This is a genomic window from Streptomyces sp. NPDC054956 (assembly GCF_053609185.1).
Window position 1 is genome coordinate 37,029 of the sequence record NZ_JBSGXB010000015.1, and the last position, 16,859, is coordinate 53,887.

The 16,859-nt window shown below is 69.0% G+C and carries 18 protein-coding genes; all 18 read right to left on the minus strand.

Going from position 1 to position 16,859, the window contains the following annotated elements; genetic code table 11:
• Positions 1 to 49: 49 nt before the first annotated feature.
• The 18 genes from ACWGDE_RS05200 to ACWGDE_RS05285 all read right to left on the minus strand — a co-directional run bounded on the left by ACWGDE_RS05200 (position 50) and on the right by ACWGDE_RS05285 (position 16,611).
• Positions 50 to 499 (minus strand): DUF2550 domain-containing protein, encoded by a 450-nt coding sequence (locus tag ACWGDE_RS05200; RefSeq protein ID WP_453387605.1) that lies wholly within the window; start codon positions 497 to 499, stop codon positions 50 to 52.
• A gap of 156 nt (positions 500 to 655) precedes the next feature.
• Positions 656 to 1,030, minus strand: coding sequence for a F0F1 ATP synthase subunit epsilon (locus tag ACWGDE_RS05205; protein ID WP_453387606.1), 375 nt, complete (start codon positions 1,028 to 1,030; stop codon positions 656 to 658).
• A 129-nt stretch (positions 1,031 to 1,159) separates the two neighbouring features.
• On the minus strand, positions 1,160 to 2,602 hold the full coding sequence (atpD, locus tag ACWGDE_RS05210) for a F0F1 ATP synthase subunit beta (RefSeq protein ID WP_030386949.1): 1,443 nt from the start codon (positions 2,600 to 2,602) through the stop codon (positions 1,160 to 1,162).
• Positions 2,602 to 3,519: a F0F1 ATP synthase subunit gamma gene (locus tag ACWGDE_RS05215; RefSeq protein WP_453387607.1), complete on the minus strand. Its 918-nt coding sequence runs from the start codon at positions 3,517 to 3,519 to the stop codon at positions 2,602 to 2,604. Before ACWGDE_RS05215 ends, atpD begins: the two co-directional genes overlap by 1 nt.
• 20 nt (positions 3,520 to 3,539) lie before the next feature.
• Positions 3,540 to 5,135, minus strand: a complete 1,596-nt coding sequence (gene atpA / locus ACWGDE_RS05220) for a F0F1 ATP synthase subunit alpha (RefSeq protein ID WP_453387608.1) — start codon at positions 5,133 to 5,135, stop codon at positions 3,540 to 3,542.
• Positions 5,136 to 5,265: 130 nt separating this feature from the next.
• Positions 5,266 to 6,081: a F0F1 ATP synthase subunit delta gene (locus ACWGDE_RS05225; RefSeq protein WP_453387609.1), complete on the minus strand. Its 816-nt coding sequence runs from the start codon at positions 6,079 to 6,081 to the stop codon at positions 5,266 to 5,268.
• Positions 6,078 to 6,620: a F0F1 ATP synthase subunit B gene (locus tag ACWGDE_RS05230; RefSeq protein WP_453387610.1), complete on the minus strand. Its 543-nt coding sequence runs from the start codon at positions 6,618 to 6,620 to the stop codon at positions 6,078 to 6,080. The genes ACWGDE_RS05225 and ACWGDE_RS05230 overlap by 4 nt, the downstream gene beginning before the upstream one ends.
• Before the next feature lie 42 nt (positions 6,621 to 6,662).
• A complete protein-coding gene (locus tag ACWGDE_RS05235) occupies positions 6,663 to 6,899 on the minus strand; it encodes an ATP synthase subunit c family protein (protein WP_266955157.1) in 237 nt (78 codons plus the stop codon).
• A gap of 78 nt (positions 6,900 to 6,977) precedes the next feature.
• Positions 6,978 to 7,787, minus strand: coding sequence for a F0F1 ATP synthase subunit A (atpB, locus tag ACWGDE_RS05240; RefSeq protein WP_453387621.1), 810 nt, complete (start codon positions 7,785 to 7,787; stop codon positions 6,978 to 6,980).
• 241 nt (positions 7,788 to 8,028) lie between these two features.
• On the minus strand, positions 8,029 to 8,466 hold the full coding sequence (locus ACWGDE_RS05245; protein ID WP_453387611.1) for a hypothetical protein: 438 nt from the start codon (positions 8,464 to 8,466) through the stop codon (positions 8,029 to 8,031).
• Between the two features lie 274 nt (positions 8,467 to 8,740).
• Positions 8,741 to 10,063, minus strand: a complete 1,323-nt coding sequence (locus tag ACWGDE_RS05250) for an MraY family glycosyltransferase (RefSeq protein ID WP_453387612.1) — start codon at positions 10,061 to 10,063, stop codon at positions 8,741 to 8,743.
• 116 nt (positions 10,064 to 10,179) lie between these two features.
• Complete coding sequence (locus ACWGDE_RS05255; RefSeq protein WP_453387613.1) at positions 10,180 to 11,412, minus strand: serine hydroxymethyltransferase; 1,233 nt, start codon at positions 11,410 to 11,412, stop codon at positions 10,180 to 10,182.
• A 138-nt stretch (positions 11,413 to 11,550) separates the two neighbouring features.
• Positions 11,551 to 12,183, minus strand: a complete 633-nt coding sequence (locus tag ACWGDE_RS05260) for an arsenate reductase/protein-tyrosine-phosphatase family protein (RefSeq protein WP_328300819.1) — start codon at positions 12,181 to 12,183, stop codon at positions 11,551 to 11,553.
• Positions 12,180 to 12,827, minus strand: a complete 648-nt coding sequence (locus ACWGDE_RS05265) for an L-threonylcarbamoyladenylate synthase (protein ID WP_054224695.1) — start codon at positions 12,825 to 12,827, stop codon at positions 12,180 to 12,182. Before ACWGDE_RS05265 ends, ACWGDE_RS05260 begins: the two co-directional genes overlap by 4 nt.
• Before the next feature lie 73 nt (positions 12,828 to 12,900).
• Entirely contained in the window at positions 12,901 to 13,746 is an 846-nt protein-coding gene (prmC, locus tag ACWGDE_RS05270; RefSeq protein WP_453387614.1) for a peptide chain release factor N(5)-glutamine methyltransferase, read from the minus strand.
• A 105-nt stretch (positions 13,747 to 13,851) separates the two neighbouring features.
• Positions 13,852 to 14,931, minus strand: a complete 1,080-nt coding sequence (prfA, locus tag ACWGDE_RS05275; protein ID WP_453387615.1) for a peptide chain release factor 1 — start codon at positions 14,929 to 14,931, stop codon at positions 13,852 to 13,854.
• Between the two features lie 111 nt (positions 14,932 to 15,042).
• On the minus strand, positions 15,043 to 15,258 hold the full coding sequence (gene rpmE / locus ACWGDE_RS05280) for a 50S ribosomal protein L31 (protein WP_214954960.1): 216 nt from the start codon (positions 15,256 to 15,258) through the stop codon (positions 15,043 to 15,045).
• A gap of 249 nt (positions 15,259 to 15,507) precedes the next feature.
• Positions 15,508 to 16,611 carry an LCP family protein gene (locus tag ACWGDE_RS05285; protein ID WP_453387616.1) on the minus strand — a complete coding sequence of 368 codons (1,104 nt, stop codon included), beginning with the start codon at positions 16,609 to 16,611 and terminating at the stop codon, positions 15,508 to 15,510.
• Positions 16,612 to 16,859 lie beyond the last annotated feature (248 nt).

Below are 16,859 nucleotides of genomic sequence, written 5' to 3' on the forward strand. Positions count from 1 at the left end.
GGAGACGGGTCCGCCCCCGTCTCCCCGGCTTCTTCACGTCTGAAATCGATCAGGCCACGTTCACCCTCTGGCCGGGAGGCGCCGCCTCGAGCCAGGCCAGGAAACCGGTCAGCGCGTCCTCGCTCATCGCCAGCTCGAGGCGGGTGCCCCGGTGCACGCAGCCGAGTACGACGGCGTCGGAGAGCAGGGCCAGCTCCTCCTCGCCCTCGGGCGCACGGCGGGCGATGACCTCGATGGAGGCCCGCTCCAGCAGCCGGCGCGGCCGCGGGGAGTAGCTGAAGACGCGGAACCAGTCGATGCGGTCACCGCTGTAGCGCGCGACCCCGTACACCCAGCCCTTGCCGGAGACGTCGGGTTCCTCGGCGACGCCCCAGCGCAGGCTGCAGTCGAAGGTCCCGCCGGAGCGCTGGATCAGCCTGCGGCGCAGCCCGAAGACAAACAGCCCGATCACCACCAGGGCCACTACGGACAGGCCGCTCACAAGCAGAGCGAGGAGCATCTTTCACCGACCTCCTCGCTCATCGAAAACCTCAACCGACGGAGCTCCTACCAGACGGAGTCTGGGGGCGACCTGCATCGCCTCAGCCGCGACCCGGTCCGAAAAATTCCGGAACAGGCCGCGGCTGAGGTTTGAAACTCTTACCAGTACCGGGGCTCAGCGCCCCGAAACCGCGCGCAGCCGGACATCGGCGCGACGTTCGGCGGCCCCATCGGTCTCCGACTTCGCGCGCTCCAGTGCCCGCTCCGCCCGCTCGACGTCGATCTCGTCGGCAAGCTCGGCGATCTCGGCCAGCAGGGACAGCTTGTTGTCCGCGAACGAGATGAATCCGCCGTGCACCGCGGCGACAACAGTGTTGCCCTCGCTGGTACGGATGGTCACCGGGCCCGATTCCAGCACACCGAGAAGCGGCTGGTGACCGGGCATGACGCCGATGTCGCCGGACGTGGTGCGGGCGACAACCAGGGTGGCCTCGCCGGACCAGACACTACGGTCCGCCGCGACCATCTCGACGTGCAGCTCAGCAGCCAAGGTGGCTCCTCGGGTCACCACCCGGCGGGAAAGCCGGGTGTTGGGTCAAATTCTAATGGGCGTGGGGAGAGGGACGGGACACACCCGTCCCTCTCCGTCAATCAGCTGTGCTCAGGGACGAGCGCGGCTTCAGGAGACGCCCAGCTCCTTGGCGTTGGCCTTGAGGTCCTCAATGCCACCGCACAGGAAGAACGCCTGCTCGGGGAAGTGGTCGTAGTCGCCGTCGCAGATCGCGTTGAACGCGGTGATCGACTCGTCGAGCGGAACGTCCGAACCGTCCACGCCGGTGAACTGCTTGGCGACGTGGGTGTTCTGCGACAGGAAGCGCTCGACACGACGGGCACGGTGGACAACGAGCTTGTCCTCCTCGCCCAGCTCGTCGATACCGAGGATCGCGATGATGTCCTGGAGGTCCTTGTACTTCTGCAGGATCCCCTTGACGCGCATCGCCGTGGCGTAGTGGTCCGCCGCGATGTACCGCGGGTCGAGGATGCGGGACGTCGAGTCCAGCGGGTCCACGGCCGGGTAGATGCCCTTCTCGGAGATCGGACGGGAAAGAACCGTCGTCGCGTCGAGGTGGGCGAAGGTGGTGGCCGGCGCCGGGTCGGTCAGGTCGTCCGCGGGGACGTAGATCGCCTGCATCGAGGTGATCGAGTGACCGCGGGTCGAGGTGATGCGCTCCTGCAGCAGACCCATCTCGTCAGCCAGGTTCGGCTGGTAACCCACGGCGGACGGCATGCGGCCCAGAAGGGTCGACACCTCCGAACCGGCCTGGGTGTAACGGAAGATGTTGTCGATGAAGAAGAGCACGTCCTGCTTCTGAACATCGCGGAAGTACTCCGCCATGGTCAGACCGGCGAGCGCGACGCGAAGACGGGTGCCCGGGGGCTCGTCCATCTGGCCGAAGACAAGCGCCGTCTTGTCGATGACGCCCGAGTCGGCCATTTCCTCGATGAGGTCGTTGCCCTCACGGGTACGCTCACCGACGCCCGCGAAGACCGACACACCGTCGTGGTTGTTGGCGACGCGGTAGATCATTTCCTGGATCAGAACGGTCTTGCCGACACCGGCACCACCGAACAGACCGATCTTTCCACCCTTGACGTACGGGGTGAGAAGGTCGATGACCTTGACGCCGGTCTCGAACATCTCGGTCTTCGACTCGAGCTCGTCGAAGCGAGGGGCCTTGCGGTGGATCGGCCAGCGCTCGGTGACGTTGGCGTTCTCCTCCGGGTAGTTCAGCACCTCACCGAGGGTGTTGAACACCTTGCCCTTGGTGAAGTCACCGACGGGGACGGTGATGCCCTCGCCCGTGTCGGTCACCGGGGCCTGGCGGACCAGACCGTCGGTGGGCTGCATGGAGATGGTGCGGACCAGGCCGTCACCCAGGTGCTGGGCGACTTCCAGGGTCAGCGTCTTGAGCGCGCCGTCCTCGGCCGGGTCGGCGACCTGGACCTTCAGCGCGTTGTAGATCTCGGGCATCGCGTCGACGGGGAACTCCACGTCGACGACCGGGCCGATGACCCGGGCGACGCGGCCCGTGGCGGCGGCCGTCTCAACAGTGGTCGTCATTACTTGTCACTCCCCGCGGTCGCGTCTGCCATGGCGCTGGCGCCACCGACGATCTCGCTGATTTCCTGGGTGATTTCGGCCTGGCGGGCCGCGTTGGCAAGCCGGGAGAGGCTCTTGATGAGATCCCCGGCGTTGTCGGTGGCCGACTTCATCGCGCGGCGGCGGGCGGCGTGCTCGGAAGCGGCCGACTGCAGCAGTGCGTTGTAGATGCGGCTTTCGACGTAGCGCGGCAGAAGGGCGTCGAGGACGTCCTCCGCCGACGGCTCGAAGTCGAACAGCGGAAGGATCTCGCCCTTCGCGCCGGTCTCCTCCACAGCCTGGTCGAGGCTGAGCGGCAGCATCCGGCCGTCCACCGCGTTCTGCGTCATCATCGACACGAATTCCGTGAAGACGATGTGCAGCTCGTCGACGCCGCCCTCGGCCGTGTCCTTCTGGATGGCCTCGATCAGCGGCACCGCGACGCGCTTGGCGTCGGAGTAGGCCGGGCTGTCGGTGAAGCCGGTCCACGACCCCGCGACCTTGCGCTCGCGGAAGCCGAAGTAGGCCACACCCTTACGGCCGACGATGTAGGTGTCGACCTCCTTGCCCTCGCCGCGCAGCCGCTCGGTGAGCCGCTCCGCCTGCTTGATGGCGTTGGAGGAGTAGCCGCCGGCCAGACCGCGGTCGCTCGTGATGAGCACGATCGCGGCGCGAACCGGCGCCTCGACCTCCGAGGTCAGGGCGTGCTTGGTGTTCGAACCGGTCGCCACCGCGGTCACCGCACGGGTGAGCTCGGTCGCGTACGGCATCGACGCCGCCACCTTGCGCTGCGCCTTGACGATGCGCGAGGCGGCGATCATCTCCATCGCCTTGGTGATCTTCTTGGTCGCCGTGATGGCACGGATGCGACGCTTGTAGACCCGGAGCTGCGCTCCCATGAGTCAGGTCCCTTCCGTCGTCACTTGGAGACGTTGACGGCCGGCACGTCCTCGCCCAGGAGCTTGCCGTCCGAGGTCTCGAACTGGCGCTTGAAGCCGGCGATGGCGTCAGCGATCGACGTCAGGGTGTCGTCCGACATCTTGCCGCCGTCGGCGATGGAGGTCAGGAGGTCCTTGCGCTCGCGGCGCAGGTGCTCCAGCAGCTCCGACTCGAAGCGACGGATGTCGTTGACCGGGACGTCGTCCATCTTGCCGGTGGTGCCGGCCCAGACGGAGACGACCTGCTCCTCGACGGGCATCGGCTGGTACTGGCCCTGCTTCAGCAGCTCGACCAGACGCTTGCCGCGCTCCAGCGAGGCCTTCGACGCGGCGTCCAGGTCGGAACCGAAGGCGGCGAACGCCTCCAGCTCGCGGTACTGGGCCAGGTCGAGGCGCAGACGGCCGGAGACCTGCTTCATGGCCTTGTGCTGGGCCGAGCCACCGACGCGGGAGACCGAGATACCGACGTTCAGCGCCGGGCGCTGGCCCGCGTTGAACAGGTCGGACTCGAGGAAGCACTGACCGTCGGTGATGGAGATGACGTTGGTCGGGATGAACGCCGACACGTCGTTCGCCTTGGTCTCGACGATCGGCAGACCGGTCATCGAACCGGCACCCATGTCGTCGGAGAGCTTCGCGCAGCGCTCCAGCAGACGGGAGTGCAAGTAGAAGACGTCGCCCGGGTAGGCCTCGCGGCCCGGCGGGCGGCGCAGCAGCAGCGACACGGCGCGGTAGGCGTCGGCCTGCTTCGACAGGTCGTCGAAGATGATCAGGACGTGCTTGCCGGCGTACATCCAGTGCTGGCCGATGGCGGAACCGGTGTACGGCGCCAGGTACTTGAAGCCGGCCGGGTCGGACGCCGGGGCGGCGACGATCGTCGTGTACTCGAGCGCGCCGGCGTCTTCCAGGGCGCCGCGAACGGACGCGATGGTCGAGCCCTTCTGGCCGATGGCGACGTAGATGCAGCGGACCTGCTTGTTCACGTCGCCCGAGCGCCAGTTGTCGCGCTGGTTGATGATCGTGTCGACGGCAAGAGCGGTCTTGCCGGTCTGACGGTCACCGATGATCAGCTGACGCTGACCACGGCCGACCGGGACCATCGCGTCGATCGCCTTGTAGCCGGTCTGCATCGGCTCGTGGACCGACTTGCGGACCATGACGCCGGGGGCCTGCAGCTCGAGGGCGCGGCGGCCCTCGGTCGCGATCTCGCCGAGGCCGTCGATCGGGTTGCCGAGCGGGTCGACAACGCGGCCGAGGTAGCCCTCGCCGACGCCGACGGAGAGCACCTCACCGGTGCGCTGCACCGGCTGGCCCTCCTCGATACCGCTGAACTCGCCGAGGACGACCGCACCGATCTCGCGCTCCTCGAGGTTGAGGGCGAGACCGAGGGTGCCGTCCTCGAACTTCAGCAGCTCGTTCGCCATGGCGGAGGGCAGGCCCTCCACCTTCGCGATGCCGTCGCCGGCAACGCTGACCGTTCCGACCTCCTCGCGCGAGGCCGCGTCCGGCTGGTACGACTGGACAAAGTTCTCCAGTGCGTCCCGGATCTCCTCCGGCCGGATCGTGAGCTCCGCCATCTGGGTTCCCTGCTCTCCTTGTTGGGCCTGAAGCTTCTTAGGGGTCTGGGGGCGACCCCCAGGAATCTTCTGCAAGTTCTGCACGGCCCAACCGGGCCGCTAGGAATGCTTTTGTTCTATTGGTGGCTGGTCAGCCGGCCATGCGGCGGGACGCCTCTTCGATGCGGTCCGCGATGGTGCCGTCGATGACCTCGTCGCCGACCCGCACCACGATCCCGCCGAGGACCGTGGGGTCCACGTCGAGGTTCAGGTGCATCGGGCGGCCGTACAGCTTGGCCAGCACCGCGCCGAGACGCTGCTTCTGCACGTCGCTGAGCGGAACCGCGCTGGTCACGGTGGCGACCCGGCGGCCACGGCGCTCGGCGGCGAGCGTGGAGAGGGACTCCAGTCCCGCTTCCAGGCTACGTCCACGCGGGTGCGTGACGAGACGCGTGACGAGACGCTCGGTGACCGCGTTCGCCTTGCCGCCGAGCAGGCTGCGCAGCAGCTGGCTCTTGGCGGCGGCGGTCGCGGACCGGTCGGTCAGCGCGGCGCGCAGCTCGGTGTTCGAGGCGACGATCCGGCCGAACCGGAACAGCTCGTCCTCGACGTCGTCGAGGGAGTCGCCGCTCTGGGCCGCCGAGAGGTCGGCGGTGGCCGCCAGCTCCTCGAGCGAGTCCACCAGGTCGCGGGACTGCGACCAGCGGGACCGGACCATGCCGGACACCAGGTCGAGGGTTTCCCCGCCCACCTGGCCGCCCAGGAGGCGACCGGCCAGCTCGGCCTTGGCCTCGCCGGACTGCGCCGGGTCGGTGATGACCCGACGCAGCGAGACCTCACGGTCGAGCAGCGCGGTGACGGCCGCCAGCTCGCCGGCGAGCTTCGCCGCGTCGACGGACGTGTTGTCCGTCAGCGCGTCGAGACGCTCGCGGGCGGTGGCCAGCGCGTCGCGGCTCGCTCCGTTCATCGGGCCGCCTCGGCCTTCTCCTCGAGCTCGCTGAGGAAGCGGTCGATCGTGCGGCTCTGCCGGGCGTGGTCCTCGAGGGACTCGCCGACGAGCTTTCCGGCCAGGTCGGTGGCGAGCTTGCCCACGTCCTGACGGAGCGCCTGAGAGGCGGCCTTGCGGTCGGCCGCGATCTGGGCGTGGCCGGCAGCGATGATCTCCTCACGCTGCCGCTGGCCCTCTGCGCGCAGTTCTTCCTTGAGCGCAGTGCCCTGCTCCAGCGCGTCCTGGCGCAGGCGCGCGGCCTCGTGCCGGGCTTCGGCGAGCTGGGCCTTGTACTGCTCCAGGACGCTCTGGGCCTCGGTCTGAGCGGCTTCAGCCTTTTCGATACCGCCTTCGATCGCCGCGTGGCGCTCGTCCAGAACCTTGTTGATGTTCGGGAGGAGCTTCTTCGCGAGGAAACCGAAGACGATGACGAAGGCGATCAGACCGATGACGAGCTCGGGGATCGGCGGGACGAGGGGGTTACCCGGCTCCTCGGCCGCGAGAACCAGGAGGTTCACATCAGTGCCTTTCGTCGATTCGGACTAGTCGTGGAGTTCGTCTTAGTAGACGAACGGCATGACCAGACCGATGAGGGCGAGCGCCTCACAGAAGGCGAAGCCGAGGATCTGGTTGGCGCGGATCAGACCGGCAGCCTCGGGCTGACGGGCGAGAGCCTGCGTGCCGTTACCGAAGATGATGCCGACGCCGACGCCGGGGCCGATGGCCGCGAGGCCGTAACCAACGGAGCTGAGGGAGCCGGTGACGCCTTCGGTGGCAGCAGCGAGGATCTGGGACATGCCAGTTCTTCCTTCTCTTTCATGGACCGGTGGGGGTTGGCCACCGGACGATTCGGGGGGTTTGCGGAGCGAACTCGCTCAGTGGTGCTCGGCGAGCGCGCCCTGCAGGAAGCTGCAGGCCAGGAGGACGAAGACGTACGCCTGGACAGCCTGGATGAAGAGTTCGAACGCGGTCATCACGACGACCATGACGAACGAGACGCCCGCGTAGGCGATGCCGATCCCGTTCAGCAGGTACCAGCTGGCGATGGTGAACAGCAGCAGCAGGGTGTGACCCGCGAACATGTTCGCGAACAGTCGGACCGCGTGGGTGAAGGGGCGGACGATGACGTTCGAGAAGAACTCGATCACCATGACCATCGGCAGGATCGGGCCGAGGGACTTGTCGTAGCCCGTGAGGTTCTTGAAGCCGCCCACGAAGCCGTGGCGCTTGAAGGTCACCGACATCCACATGACGTAGATGATCGCGGCGAGGCCGGCCGGGTACGCGATGACCGCGGTCACCGGGAACTGGGCAAGCGGCACGATCGACCACAGGTTCATGATCCAGACGAAGAAGAACGTCGCGACCATGAAGGGGACGTACTTCTCGCCTTCCTTCTTGCCGAGCGTCTCGTAGACGATGCCGCGGCGCACGAAGTCGTAGCCCGCCTCGGCGACCATCTGCAGCTTGCCCGGGACGACCTTCGGCTTCCGGAACGCGGCCCAGAAGAAGCCGACGATGATGATCGAGCCCAGCAGGGCGAGCAGCATCGTCTTGTTGAAGTACAGGCTGCTGTCACCGTCACCGAAGATCGGCTTGAACAGGAACGAGTACAGGGTCGGGCCCGGGAAGCCGCAGCCAGTGCCGTCTTCGAAATGACAGTTCAATTCGAAGGCGAGCGTCATGTCAGCAGCACTCACCGCAGGGCTCCTTCAGCGTGGCGCATAGGTACGGCAACCTCGTTGTGTCGGCGCGGCGTGCAGCCGCGGTTCGGCACTGGACAGGTATTACGGATGGTGGGGCGGCAGTCAGGCATCGAGCCTCGCGATGGAACAGGCGTCAGCTCAGATGCCCGCGCCCGCAATGCCGCAGTTGGAACCGGACGATAGCAGGATCTCGAACGCACACTTATTCCGGCCCTACCCCTCACGACTTCGGTCCCGAATTTTCGGGCTTGTCGCCCTTCATCGAGTCCGGTTCGACGTAGAGGATCTTGGCCTTCATGTGAGCACGCGCCTGTGCGCCGATCCACACGAGGGTGGTGGCGACGAGCGTGATCGCGAAGGCCTTGGGGTGGAACAGGGTGGTGTTCTTGAACACGGCGAGAAAGACGAAGAGCGCCAGGATCTGGGCCGTGTAGAGCATGAGCCCCATGGCCTGGAACAGGTGCGGCAGTGATTTCGCCGTGCGCTGCAGTACGAGGAACCCGATGCCCATGAACAGCATCACCACCACCGTCGCGACGACGGCGCCCACGGCCCCCTTGCCACCGACCACCAGCCCACTGATGACGGCGGCGAGAGCGCCGGCGACAGCCGTGGGTACGGCGGTTTGCAGGAGGGATCGGACGTCATCTGACCGCATGGCGGTTTGCTCCGCGTGGTGGTGGGGGCACGGGACTCGTACGGGACGAGCGTAAGCCCGGTCCGAGTGAGAGCCTCGGGCCAATGGACCGTCGCACTACGGTCCTTCGGCTCTGTCGCCGGGTTTAGTGAACGGTATCACAAAGTATTTGATGAGAGCTTTACCCGTGGGGTGTGCCGACTGTCACACATGAGAGTGACCCTGCGCGTGTGTGCGCGACAGGCAACCACCTTGCCTGATAAAGGGCGTTGATGTCCGACATGTGCGCGCGGCGTCAGCGCGAGGACTCCGCCTTACGCCGGTCGGGGAAGCGCGAACGGGGGCCTACCGCGGTCGCCCCGTTGACGCCCGCCACACCCGCCGCGATCGGCCGTACCGGCTCCGGCTCCACGGCGGAGGCGTCCTGCAGGGCGGCCTCGGCCGCCCGCTCCGCGTGCCGGTAGCGCGGCGGGACGAGGCGCTCCGCCCACCGGGGGGTCCGCGGGGTGAACCGCGGCAGCAGGAGCAGGAGCAGGCCCACGGCGCTCAGGCCGGCGATCGCGAGCACGATCCACATCGAGGTGGAGTGCACCGAGTACGCGACGGTGCCGAAGGCGATCAGCCCCGACCAGAAGTACATGATCAGCACCGCACGGCTGTGCGAGTGTCCGAGTTCCAGCAGCCGGTGGTGCAGGTGCCCGCGGTCCGCCGCGAACGGCGACTGGCCCTTCCAGGTGCGCCGTACGACGGCCAGGAGGAGGTCCGCCATCGGGATCGCGATGATCGTCAGGGGCAGGATCAGCGGGATGAAGACCGGCAGCATCGCGTGCGTCGCGTTGCGCTCGCCGCCCGCGAAGAGCGCCATCGCGTCCGGGTCCACCTGACCGCTGATGGAGATGGCGGCCGCGGCCAGCACCAGGCCGATGAGCATCGAGCCGGAGTCGCCCATGAAGATCCGGGCGGGGTGCATGTTGTGCGGCAGGAAGCCGAGGCACATGCCCATCAGGATCGCCGCGAAGAGCGTCGCGGGCGCGGCCGCCTCGATCCCGTAGCCGAACCAGATCCGGTACGAGTAGAGGAAGAACGCGCAGGACGCGATGCAGACCATGCCGGCGGCGAGGCCGTCGAGGCCGTCCACGAAGTTCACCGCGTTGATGGTGATCACGACGAGGGCCACGGTGAGCAGGTTGCCCTGCCAGGGGGTGAGCGCGACCGTCCCGATCCACGGGACCGGGATCCACAGGATGGTCAGACCCTGCATGCACATCACGCCGGCGGAGATCATCTGCGCGCCGAGCTTGATCAGGGCGTCGAGCTCGAACTTGTCGTCGAGCACGCCGACCAGCCAGATCAGGGCCGCTCCGGAGAGCAGGGCCCGCGGCTCGTTCGACAGCTCGAAGACGCCGTTGAGGTTCTGCAGGTGGTCGGCGACCAGCAGGCCCGCGCACAGGCCGCCGAACATCGCGATGCCGCCGAGCCGCGGAGTGGGCTCGCGGTGCACGTCGCGGGCGCGGATCTCGGGCATCGCACCGACCGCGATCGCGAACTTCCGCACGGGCCCGGTGAGCAGGTAGGTCACCGCGACCGTGACGCAAAGCGTCAGCAGATATTCACGCACGGGCTGCCCCAGATGTATCGCCGGCCATCTCAGCCCCACACACTAGCTGCGATGTACTCGCTGTCGGGGACGCAAGGGGGCGGTATCCCGGTTGCGGTACGTCGCTCTTGCCCCTCTTAAGCCCCATACGGTGGAAAACCGACCACCAGCTCGTTGACGTCCCTACGGATCTTCGTGGGCTCCCCGCCCGCCAGCGCGGCCGTGAACAGTTCCGCGATCCGGGCCATCTGCGCCTCGCCCATGCCCTGCGTGGTCACGGCCGCGGTGCCCAGGCGGATGCCGCGCTGGTCCCCGTACGGAAGGGCGCAGGTGTCCAGCACCATCCCGGCGGCGGCGAGCCGGCCCCGGGCGTTCACTCCGTCGAGGCCGAGCGGCGCGGGGTCCGCGGTGATCAGGTGGGTGTCGGTGCCGCCGGTGGTGAGGGCGAAGCCGTGTGCGGCGAGCGCGTCCGCCAGGGCCCGGGCATTGGCGACCACCCGGTGCGCGTACGAGGTGAAGGAGGGACCAGCGGCCTCGCCGAAGGCCACCGCCTTGGCGGCGATGGTGTGCATCTGGGCCCCGCCCTGGGTGAACGGGAACACCGCCCGGTCGATCCGCTCCGCGAACTCGGCGCCGCACAGGATCATCCCGCCGCGCGGGCCACGGAGGACCTTGTGGGTGGTGGCGCAGACGATGTCGGCGTACGGCACCGGGCTGGGCGCGGCCCCGCCGGCCACCAGGCCGATGGGGTGGGCGGCGTCGACGATCAGGAAGGCGCCGACCTCGTCGGCGATCTCCCGGAAGACGGAGTACTCCGGATGCCTCGGATAGGAGATGGACCCGCACACGATGGCCTTGGGTCGGTGCGCGTGGGCGAGCTCCTGCACCTGGTGGTAGTCGATGAGCCCGGTCTCGGCGTCCACCCCGTACCCGACGAAGTCGAACCAGCGGCCGGAGAAGTTCGCGGGCGAACCGTGGGTGAGGTGTCCGCCGAAGGGGAGCCCCATGGCCAGCACGGTGTCGCCGGGCCGCAGCAGGGCGGCGTACGCGGCCAGTACGGCGGCCGATCCGGAGTGCGGCTGCACGTTGGCGTGCTCGGCCCCGAAGAGGGCGCGGGCCCGCTCGACGGCGATCCGCTCGGCGAGGTCGGCGTACTCGCAGCCGCCGTGGTGGCGGGCGCCGGGGTACCCCTCGGCGTACTTGTTGGCGAGCGCGGACCCGAGCGCGGCGAGCACGGCGGGCGAGGTGAAGTTCTCGGCGGCGATGAGCTGGAGCGAACCCGCCTGCCGCTGCGCCTCCCCGGCGAGCACGTCCGCCATCTGCGGGTCCTGCTGCCGCAGCAGGTCCGTGGGCTCGGTGATGACGCTCATGGCGCGACTCCAGGGGGTACCGCGAACCGGGTACAAGCCACTGTAGGCCGCCCCCACCCGTCCCGCCTCGCGGAGGCCCGCCGGCGTTTGGGGGCGCGGGGGGTCCGGGGGCGGCGCCCCCGACAACGGCGCCGCAGGTCAGCGGGAAGCGGTGACGCCCGTCAGGGCCGTGACGACCGGGTCCAGCGCCTGGTTGATCTCGTCGCCGATCGAGCGGAAGAAGGTGATCGGCGCCCCGTACGGGTCGTACACCTCGTCCGCGTCCGGCGACGGCGCGAGCAGCCAGCCCCGCAGAGCCGCGGCAGCCCGAACCAGCGCCCGCGCCCGCTCCGCCATCCCGTCGTCGAGCGGCGGCAGCGTCGCGGGGTCTATCGCCCGGACCAGCCGGGTGAACTCCTTCAGCGTGAAGGTCCGCAGCCCCGCCGAGTGCCCCATCGAGATGACCTGCGCCCGGTGGTCGCGGGTTGCGGTCAGCACCAGGTCCGCCCGTATGACGTGCTCGTCCAGCAGCTCCCGCCCGGTGAACCCCGACGCGTCCGCCCCGAAGTCCGCCAGCACGGCCGCCGCGTTGGCCTCCATGGGCGCGCCCTCGTGGCCCCAGGTGCCCGCGCTCTCCACGATCAGGTCACCCGTGACGAGCCCGCCGAGCCGGTGCGACAGCGCATGCCGCGTCAGCCGCTCGGTGATGGGCGAGCGGCACACGTTGCCGGTGCTGACGTGGAGTATGCGGAAGGTGCTGTCCCCGGCTATGCCACGCCCCTCAGGGCTCACGGGGCCACCTCAAGGTCGGGTACGACCTCCCGCAGCTGCTCGGCGGTCAGCGCGCCCTCGCGGAGCAGGACGGGAACCTTCCCCGTGACGTCGACGATCGACGACGGCAGGGTGCTCGGGGTCGGACCGCCGTCCAGGTACACGGAGACGGAGTCGCCGAGCATCTCGCGCGCCGCGTCGCAGTCCTCCGGCGCCGGGTGCCCGGTCAGGTTCGCCGAGGACACCGCCATCGGACCGACCTCGGTCAGCAGCTCGATCGCGACGGGGTGCAGGGGCATGCGTACGGCCACGGTCCCGCGGGTCTCCCCCAGGTCCCACGCCAGCGAGGGCTGGTGCTTGGCGACGAGGGTCAGACCGCCCGGCCAGAAGGCGTCGACGAGCTCCCACGCCTGCTCGGAGAAGTCCGTGACCAGACCGTGCAGGGTGTTCGGGGAGCCGATGAGGACCGGGGTGGGCATGTTGCGGCCGCGCCCCTTGGCGGCGAGCAGGTCGCCGACGGCCTCCGCGCTGAAGGCGTCCGCGCCGATCCCGTACAGGGTGTCGGTGGGCAGCACGACGAGCTCGCCGCGGCGCACGGCGGAGGCGGCTTCACGCAGGCCCGTCTTGCGGTCCGTCGCGTCGTTGCAGTCGTATCGCCGGGCCATCAGCGGGCCTCCTCGTGCAGCAGGGGGGTGGCGGGAATCCTCGCGCGGGCTGTGCCGGCCATGGCGGCGCCGGTCACGGCAGGGCCTTGCGGGCGGTCGCGAAGCGGGGGCGGTTGTTCAGGTCGGGGTGGTCGGCTGCGTCGGCCCAGCCCCGCTCCTCGGCGAAGATCCACGGGACCTGTCCGCCCTGGGTGTCGGCGTGCTCGATGACCACGATGCCGCCGGGCCGCAGCAGGCGGTGGGCCGTGCGCTCGATGCCGCGGATGGTGTCGAGGCCGTCCTCGCCGGAGAACAGCGCCATCTCGGGGTCGTGGTCCCGGGCCTCGGGGGCCACGTACTCCCACTCGGTGAGCGGGATGTACGGCGGGTTGGAGATGACCAGGTCGACCTGTCCGTCCAGCTCGGGCAGGGCGCTGAGCGCGTTGCCCTGGTGGACGGTGACCCGGGAGCCCTCGGCGTTCTTACGGGTCCACTGCAGGGCGTCCTCGGACAGCTCGACGGCGTGCACGCGCGAGCGCGGGACCTCCTGCGCCATGGCGAGCGCGATGGCGCCCGACCCGGTGCACAGGTCCACGATCAGCGGCTCGACCACGTCCATCGCCCGGACGGCCTGTATGGCCCAGTCCACGACCGATTCGGTCTCGGGCCGGGGCACGAAGACCCCGGGCCCGACCTGGAGCTCCAGGTAGCGGAAGAAGGCACGGCCGGTGATGTGCTGGAGCGGCTCGCGCGCCTCGCGGCGGGCGACGGCTTCCCAGTAGCGGGCGTCGAAGTCCGCGTCCTTGACGTGGTGCAGTTCCCCCCGCTTGACGCCGTGCACGTAGGCCGCGAGCTCCTCCGCGTCGAAGCGCGGTGAGGGCACGCCGGCGGCGGCCAGCCGCTGGGTGGCCTGGGCCACCTCGGCAAGCAGCAAGTTCACGCTGGTCCTCCGGGCTGCTGTCGTACGGGGGGTGGTGCGGGGGGTCCTGCCGGGTACTGCGGGTGATGCCTGCGGGTGCTGCCTACGCGGGTGGTGCGCCGGGACTCAGTGCGCGGCCGCGAGCTTGGCGGCGGAGTCCGTGTCGACGCAGGCCTGGATGACCGGGTCGAGGTCACCGTCGAGCACCTGGTCCAAGTTGTACGCCTTGAAGCCCGTCCGGTGGTCCGAGATCCGGTTTTCCGGGTAGTTGTACGTACGGATCTTCTCGGAGCGGTCGACCGAGCGCACCTGGCTGCGGCGCACGTCGGAGGCCTCCTGCTCGGCGGCCTCCTGGGCGGCGGCCAGCAGGCGCGAGCGCAGGATGCGCATCGCCTGCTCCTTGTTCTGGAGCTGGCTCTTCTCGTTCTGGCAGGAGGCGACCACACCGGTCGGCAGGTGCGTGATGCGCACCGCGGAGTCGGTGGTGTTGACGGACTGGCCGCCGGGGCCCGAGGAGCGGTACACGTCGATGCGGAGGTCGTTCATGTTGATCTCGACCTCGACCTCCTCGGCTTCCGGGGTGACGAGCACGCCGGCGGCGGAGGTGTGGATGCGGCCCTGCGACTCGGTGGCCGGCACGCGCTGCACGCGGTGCACGCCGCCCTCGTACTTCAGGCGGGCCCAGACGCCCTGGCCGGGCTCGGTCGCGCCGTTGCCGCCCTTGGTGCGGACGGAGACCTGGACGTCCTTGTAGCCGCCGAGCTCGGACTCGGTGGCGTCGATGATCTCGGTCTTCCAGCCCACGCGCTCGGCGTAGCGCAGGTACATGCGCAGCAGGTCGCCGGCGAACAGGGCCGACTCGTCGCCGCCCGCGCCCGCCTTGACCTCGAGGAGCACGTCCTTGTCGTCGCTGGGGTCGCGCGGGACGAGCAGCAGGCGGAGCTTCTCGGTGAGCTCTTCGCGCTGTGCGCTCAGTTCCTTGACCTCGGCGGCGAAGTCCGGGTCGTCGGCCGCGAACTCCTTCGCGGTCTCGATGTCCTCGGCGGACTGCTTCCAGGCGCGGAAGGTCGCCACGATCGGGGTCAGCTCCGCGTAGCGCTTGTTCAGCTTGCGCGCGTTGGCCTGATCCGAGTGGACCGAAGGGTCGGCGAGCTTCTTCTCAAGATCGGCGTGCTCGCCGATCAGTTCCTCGACCGCCTCGAACATCGGGGGCTCCTGAAAGTGAAAGTGAAGAAAAGGGCTGCGGGACGCGAAAGGCGCCGGTCCGACTGCCCCCGTAGCAACAGGGTGCAGCCGGAATCCGGCGCCGGAGGCTCGCTACTTCTGCGCAGCCTTGCCGAAGCGGGCCTCGAAGCGGGCCACACGGCCACCGGTGTCGAGGATCTTCTGCTTGCCCGTGTAGAACGGGTGGCACTCGGAGCAGACCTCGGCACGGATGGTGCCTTCGGTCAGGGTGCTACGAGTGGTGAACGACGCGCCACAGGTGCAGCTGACCTGGGTCTCGACGTACTCGGGGTGAACATCGCGCTTCAAGGTGTCTCCTAGATTCGGGAGGGCGCCGGGTCGCAGGAGCCGAATTGCGCGCTGCGTGAACCGGGGCCGACAGACCAGTCTGCCAGGACCGGGCTGCCTGTCAAAATTCTGAGGACGCCTCCCTCAACGGAGGGGGGCCGCCATCTATTCCGCACCCGGGCGGCACCCCGCTGAGCAGGGCGTATGCCACTCCGTGCCCGTGGGCCCACCGGGCTTGCCGGGCGCCGGCGGATCCGTCCGCGCACGGTACTAGCGGACGACCGAGCCGGCCGTGCCCTTGTCGCCGGCCGAGTTCGCCGTGGCCTCGGCGGGGATGTCCCGGTCGGCCAGCAGGGCGTCCCAGACCATCTTGGACTCCGCGGCGAGCGGGACGACGCGGTTGGGGTCGCGGAGGTCACCGGTCACCGGCAGGGTGATCATCTGCATGTTCTCCGGGCCGATGCCCTGGAGGCCCTGGGCGAAGCCCATGAGGGATTTGACGTCGCCCAGCGCCTTGTCGGTGGTGAGCGCCTTGGTGGCGGTGTCGGCGAGGTCCAGCAGCCGCTTGGGGTTGTCGAAGACGCCGATGCCCGTGACCTGCTTGATCAGGGCCTTGATGAAGGCCTGCTGGAGCTGTATTCGCCCGAGGTCGCCGCCGTCGCCCACGCCGTGGCGGGTGCGGACCAGGCCGAGGGCCTGCTCTCCGTTGAGCTTGTTGGTGCCGGCCGCCAGATCGAGGTGGCTGTACGGGTCCTTGATCGACTTGGTGGTCGTCACCTCGACGCCGCCGAGGTTGTCGATGATCTTCTTGAACCCGGTGAAGTCGACCTCGAGGTAGTGGTCCATGCGGATCCCCGACATCTTCTCCACGGTCGCGACCGCGCAGGCGGCCCCGCCGACCGTGTAGGACTCGTTGAACATCTGGCGCGTGCCGCCCGGGTCGGTCTTGCCGTTCGCCGTCTTGCACGCGGGCCGGGTCACCAGGGTGTCGCGGGGTATCGATATGACGCTCGCCCTGGTGTGGCCCTCGTTCAGGTGGACGATCATCGCGGTGTCGGAGCGGGCGGAGCCGCCGTCGTCCTGGCCGTACTCCCCGTTGGCGCCGCCGCGGGAGTCCGATCCGAGGACGAGGATGTCCATCGAGCCGTTGTCCACGTCCTGCGGGCGGTCCTTGCCGAGCGCGGCGTCGATGTCGACGGTCTTCAGGTTGCCGTTGAGCTTGAAGTAGAACCAGCCGAGCCCCGCCCCGCCCAGCAGGACGACGGCCGCGGCCGTCCACGCGGCGATGACGACGGCCCTGCGGCGCCCGGCCGGTTTGCGCCGGCGGCGGCCCGCGGCGGCCCTTCGGCCCCGGCCCCTGCTGTCCTGGCTCATGCTTCCTCTGCCTGCCCGTCTGCTCGCTGCGACTACCCACGCCCTCTGACACAGACGGCCCCAAGCCCTCCAGGGTTCCACGCTCCACACCACATCGGAACCATTCGGAAGAATCGGACCAGAGGGGATGAACGCGGCGTCATGCCGCCCTTACCTGGGGTTTCCGGGAGGTCGCGAGGTGACGTACGGGGTCCCGGACGGGTACGGAATGTGACGAAGGCCACGAGCGCGGCCGGAAAACGCGACCG

What these genes read in the sequence shown, in the direction of transcription:
- ACWGDE_RS05265 (WP_054224695.1), bottom strand. Translation starts at nt 12,827, where the DNA reads ATGGCCCGGCGATACGACTGCAACGACGCGACGGACCGCAAGACGGGC.
- atpD (WP_030386949.1), bottom strand. Translation starts at nt 2,602, where the DNA reads ATGACGACCACTGTTGAGACGGCCGCCGCCACGGGCCGCGTCGCCCGG.
- ACWGDE_RS05215 (WP_453387607.1), bottom strand. Translation starts at nt 3,519, where the DNA reads ATGGGAGCGCAGCTCCGGGTCTACAAGCGTCGCATCCGTGCCATCACG.
- ACWGDE_RS05285 (WP_453387616.1), bottom strand. Translation starts at nt 16,611, where the DNA reads ATGAGCCAGGACAGCAGGGGCCGGGGCCGAAGGGCCGCCGCGGGCCGC.
- ACWGDE_RS05235 (WP_266955157.1), bottom strand. Translation starts at nt 6,899, where the DNA reads ATGTCCCAGATCCTCGCTGCTGCCACCGAAGGCGTCACCGGCTCCCTC.
- ACWGDE_RS05200 (WP_453387605.1), bottom strand. Translation starts at nt 499, where the DNA reads ATGCTCCTCGCTCTGCTTGTGAGCGGCCTGTCCGTAGTGGCCCTGGTG.
- ACWGDE_RS05255 (WP_453387613.1), bottom strand. Translation starts at nt 11,412, where the DNA reads ATGAGCGTCATCACCGAGCCCACGGACCTGCTGCGGCAGCAGGACCCG.
- ACWGDE_RS05225 (WP_453387609.1), bottom strand. Translation starts at nt 6,081, where the DNA reads ATGAACGGAGCGAGCCGCGACGCGCTGGCCACCGCCCGCGAGCGTCTC.
- ACWGDE_RS05245 (WP_453387611.1), bottom strand. Translation starts at nt 8,466, where the DNA reads ATGCGGTCAGATGACGTCCGATCCCTCCTGCAAACCGCCGTACCCACG.
- atpA (WP_453387608.1), bottom strand. Translation starts at nt 5,135, where the DNA reads ATGGCGGAGCTCACGATCCGGCCGGAGGAGATCCGGGACGCACTGGAG.
- atpB (WP_453387621.1), bottom strand. Translation starts at nt 7,787, where the DNA reads ATGACGCTCGCCTTCGAATTGAACTGTCATTTCGAAGACGGCACTGGC.
- prfA (WP_453387615.1), bottom strand. Translation starts at nt 14,931, where the DNA reads ATGTTCGAGGCGGTCGAGGAACTGATCGGCGAGCACGCCGATCTTGAG.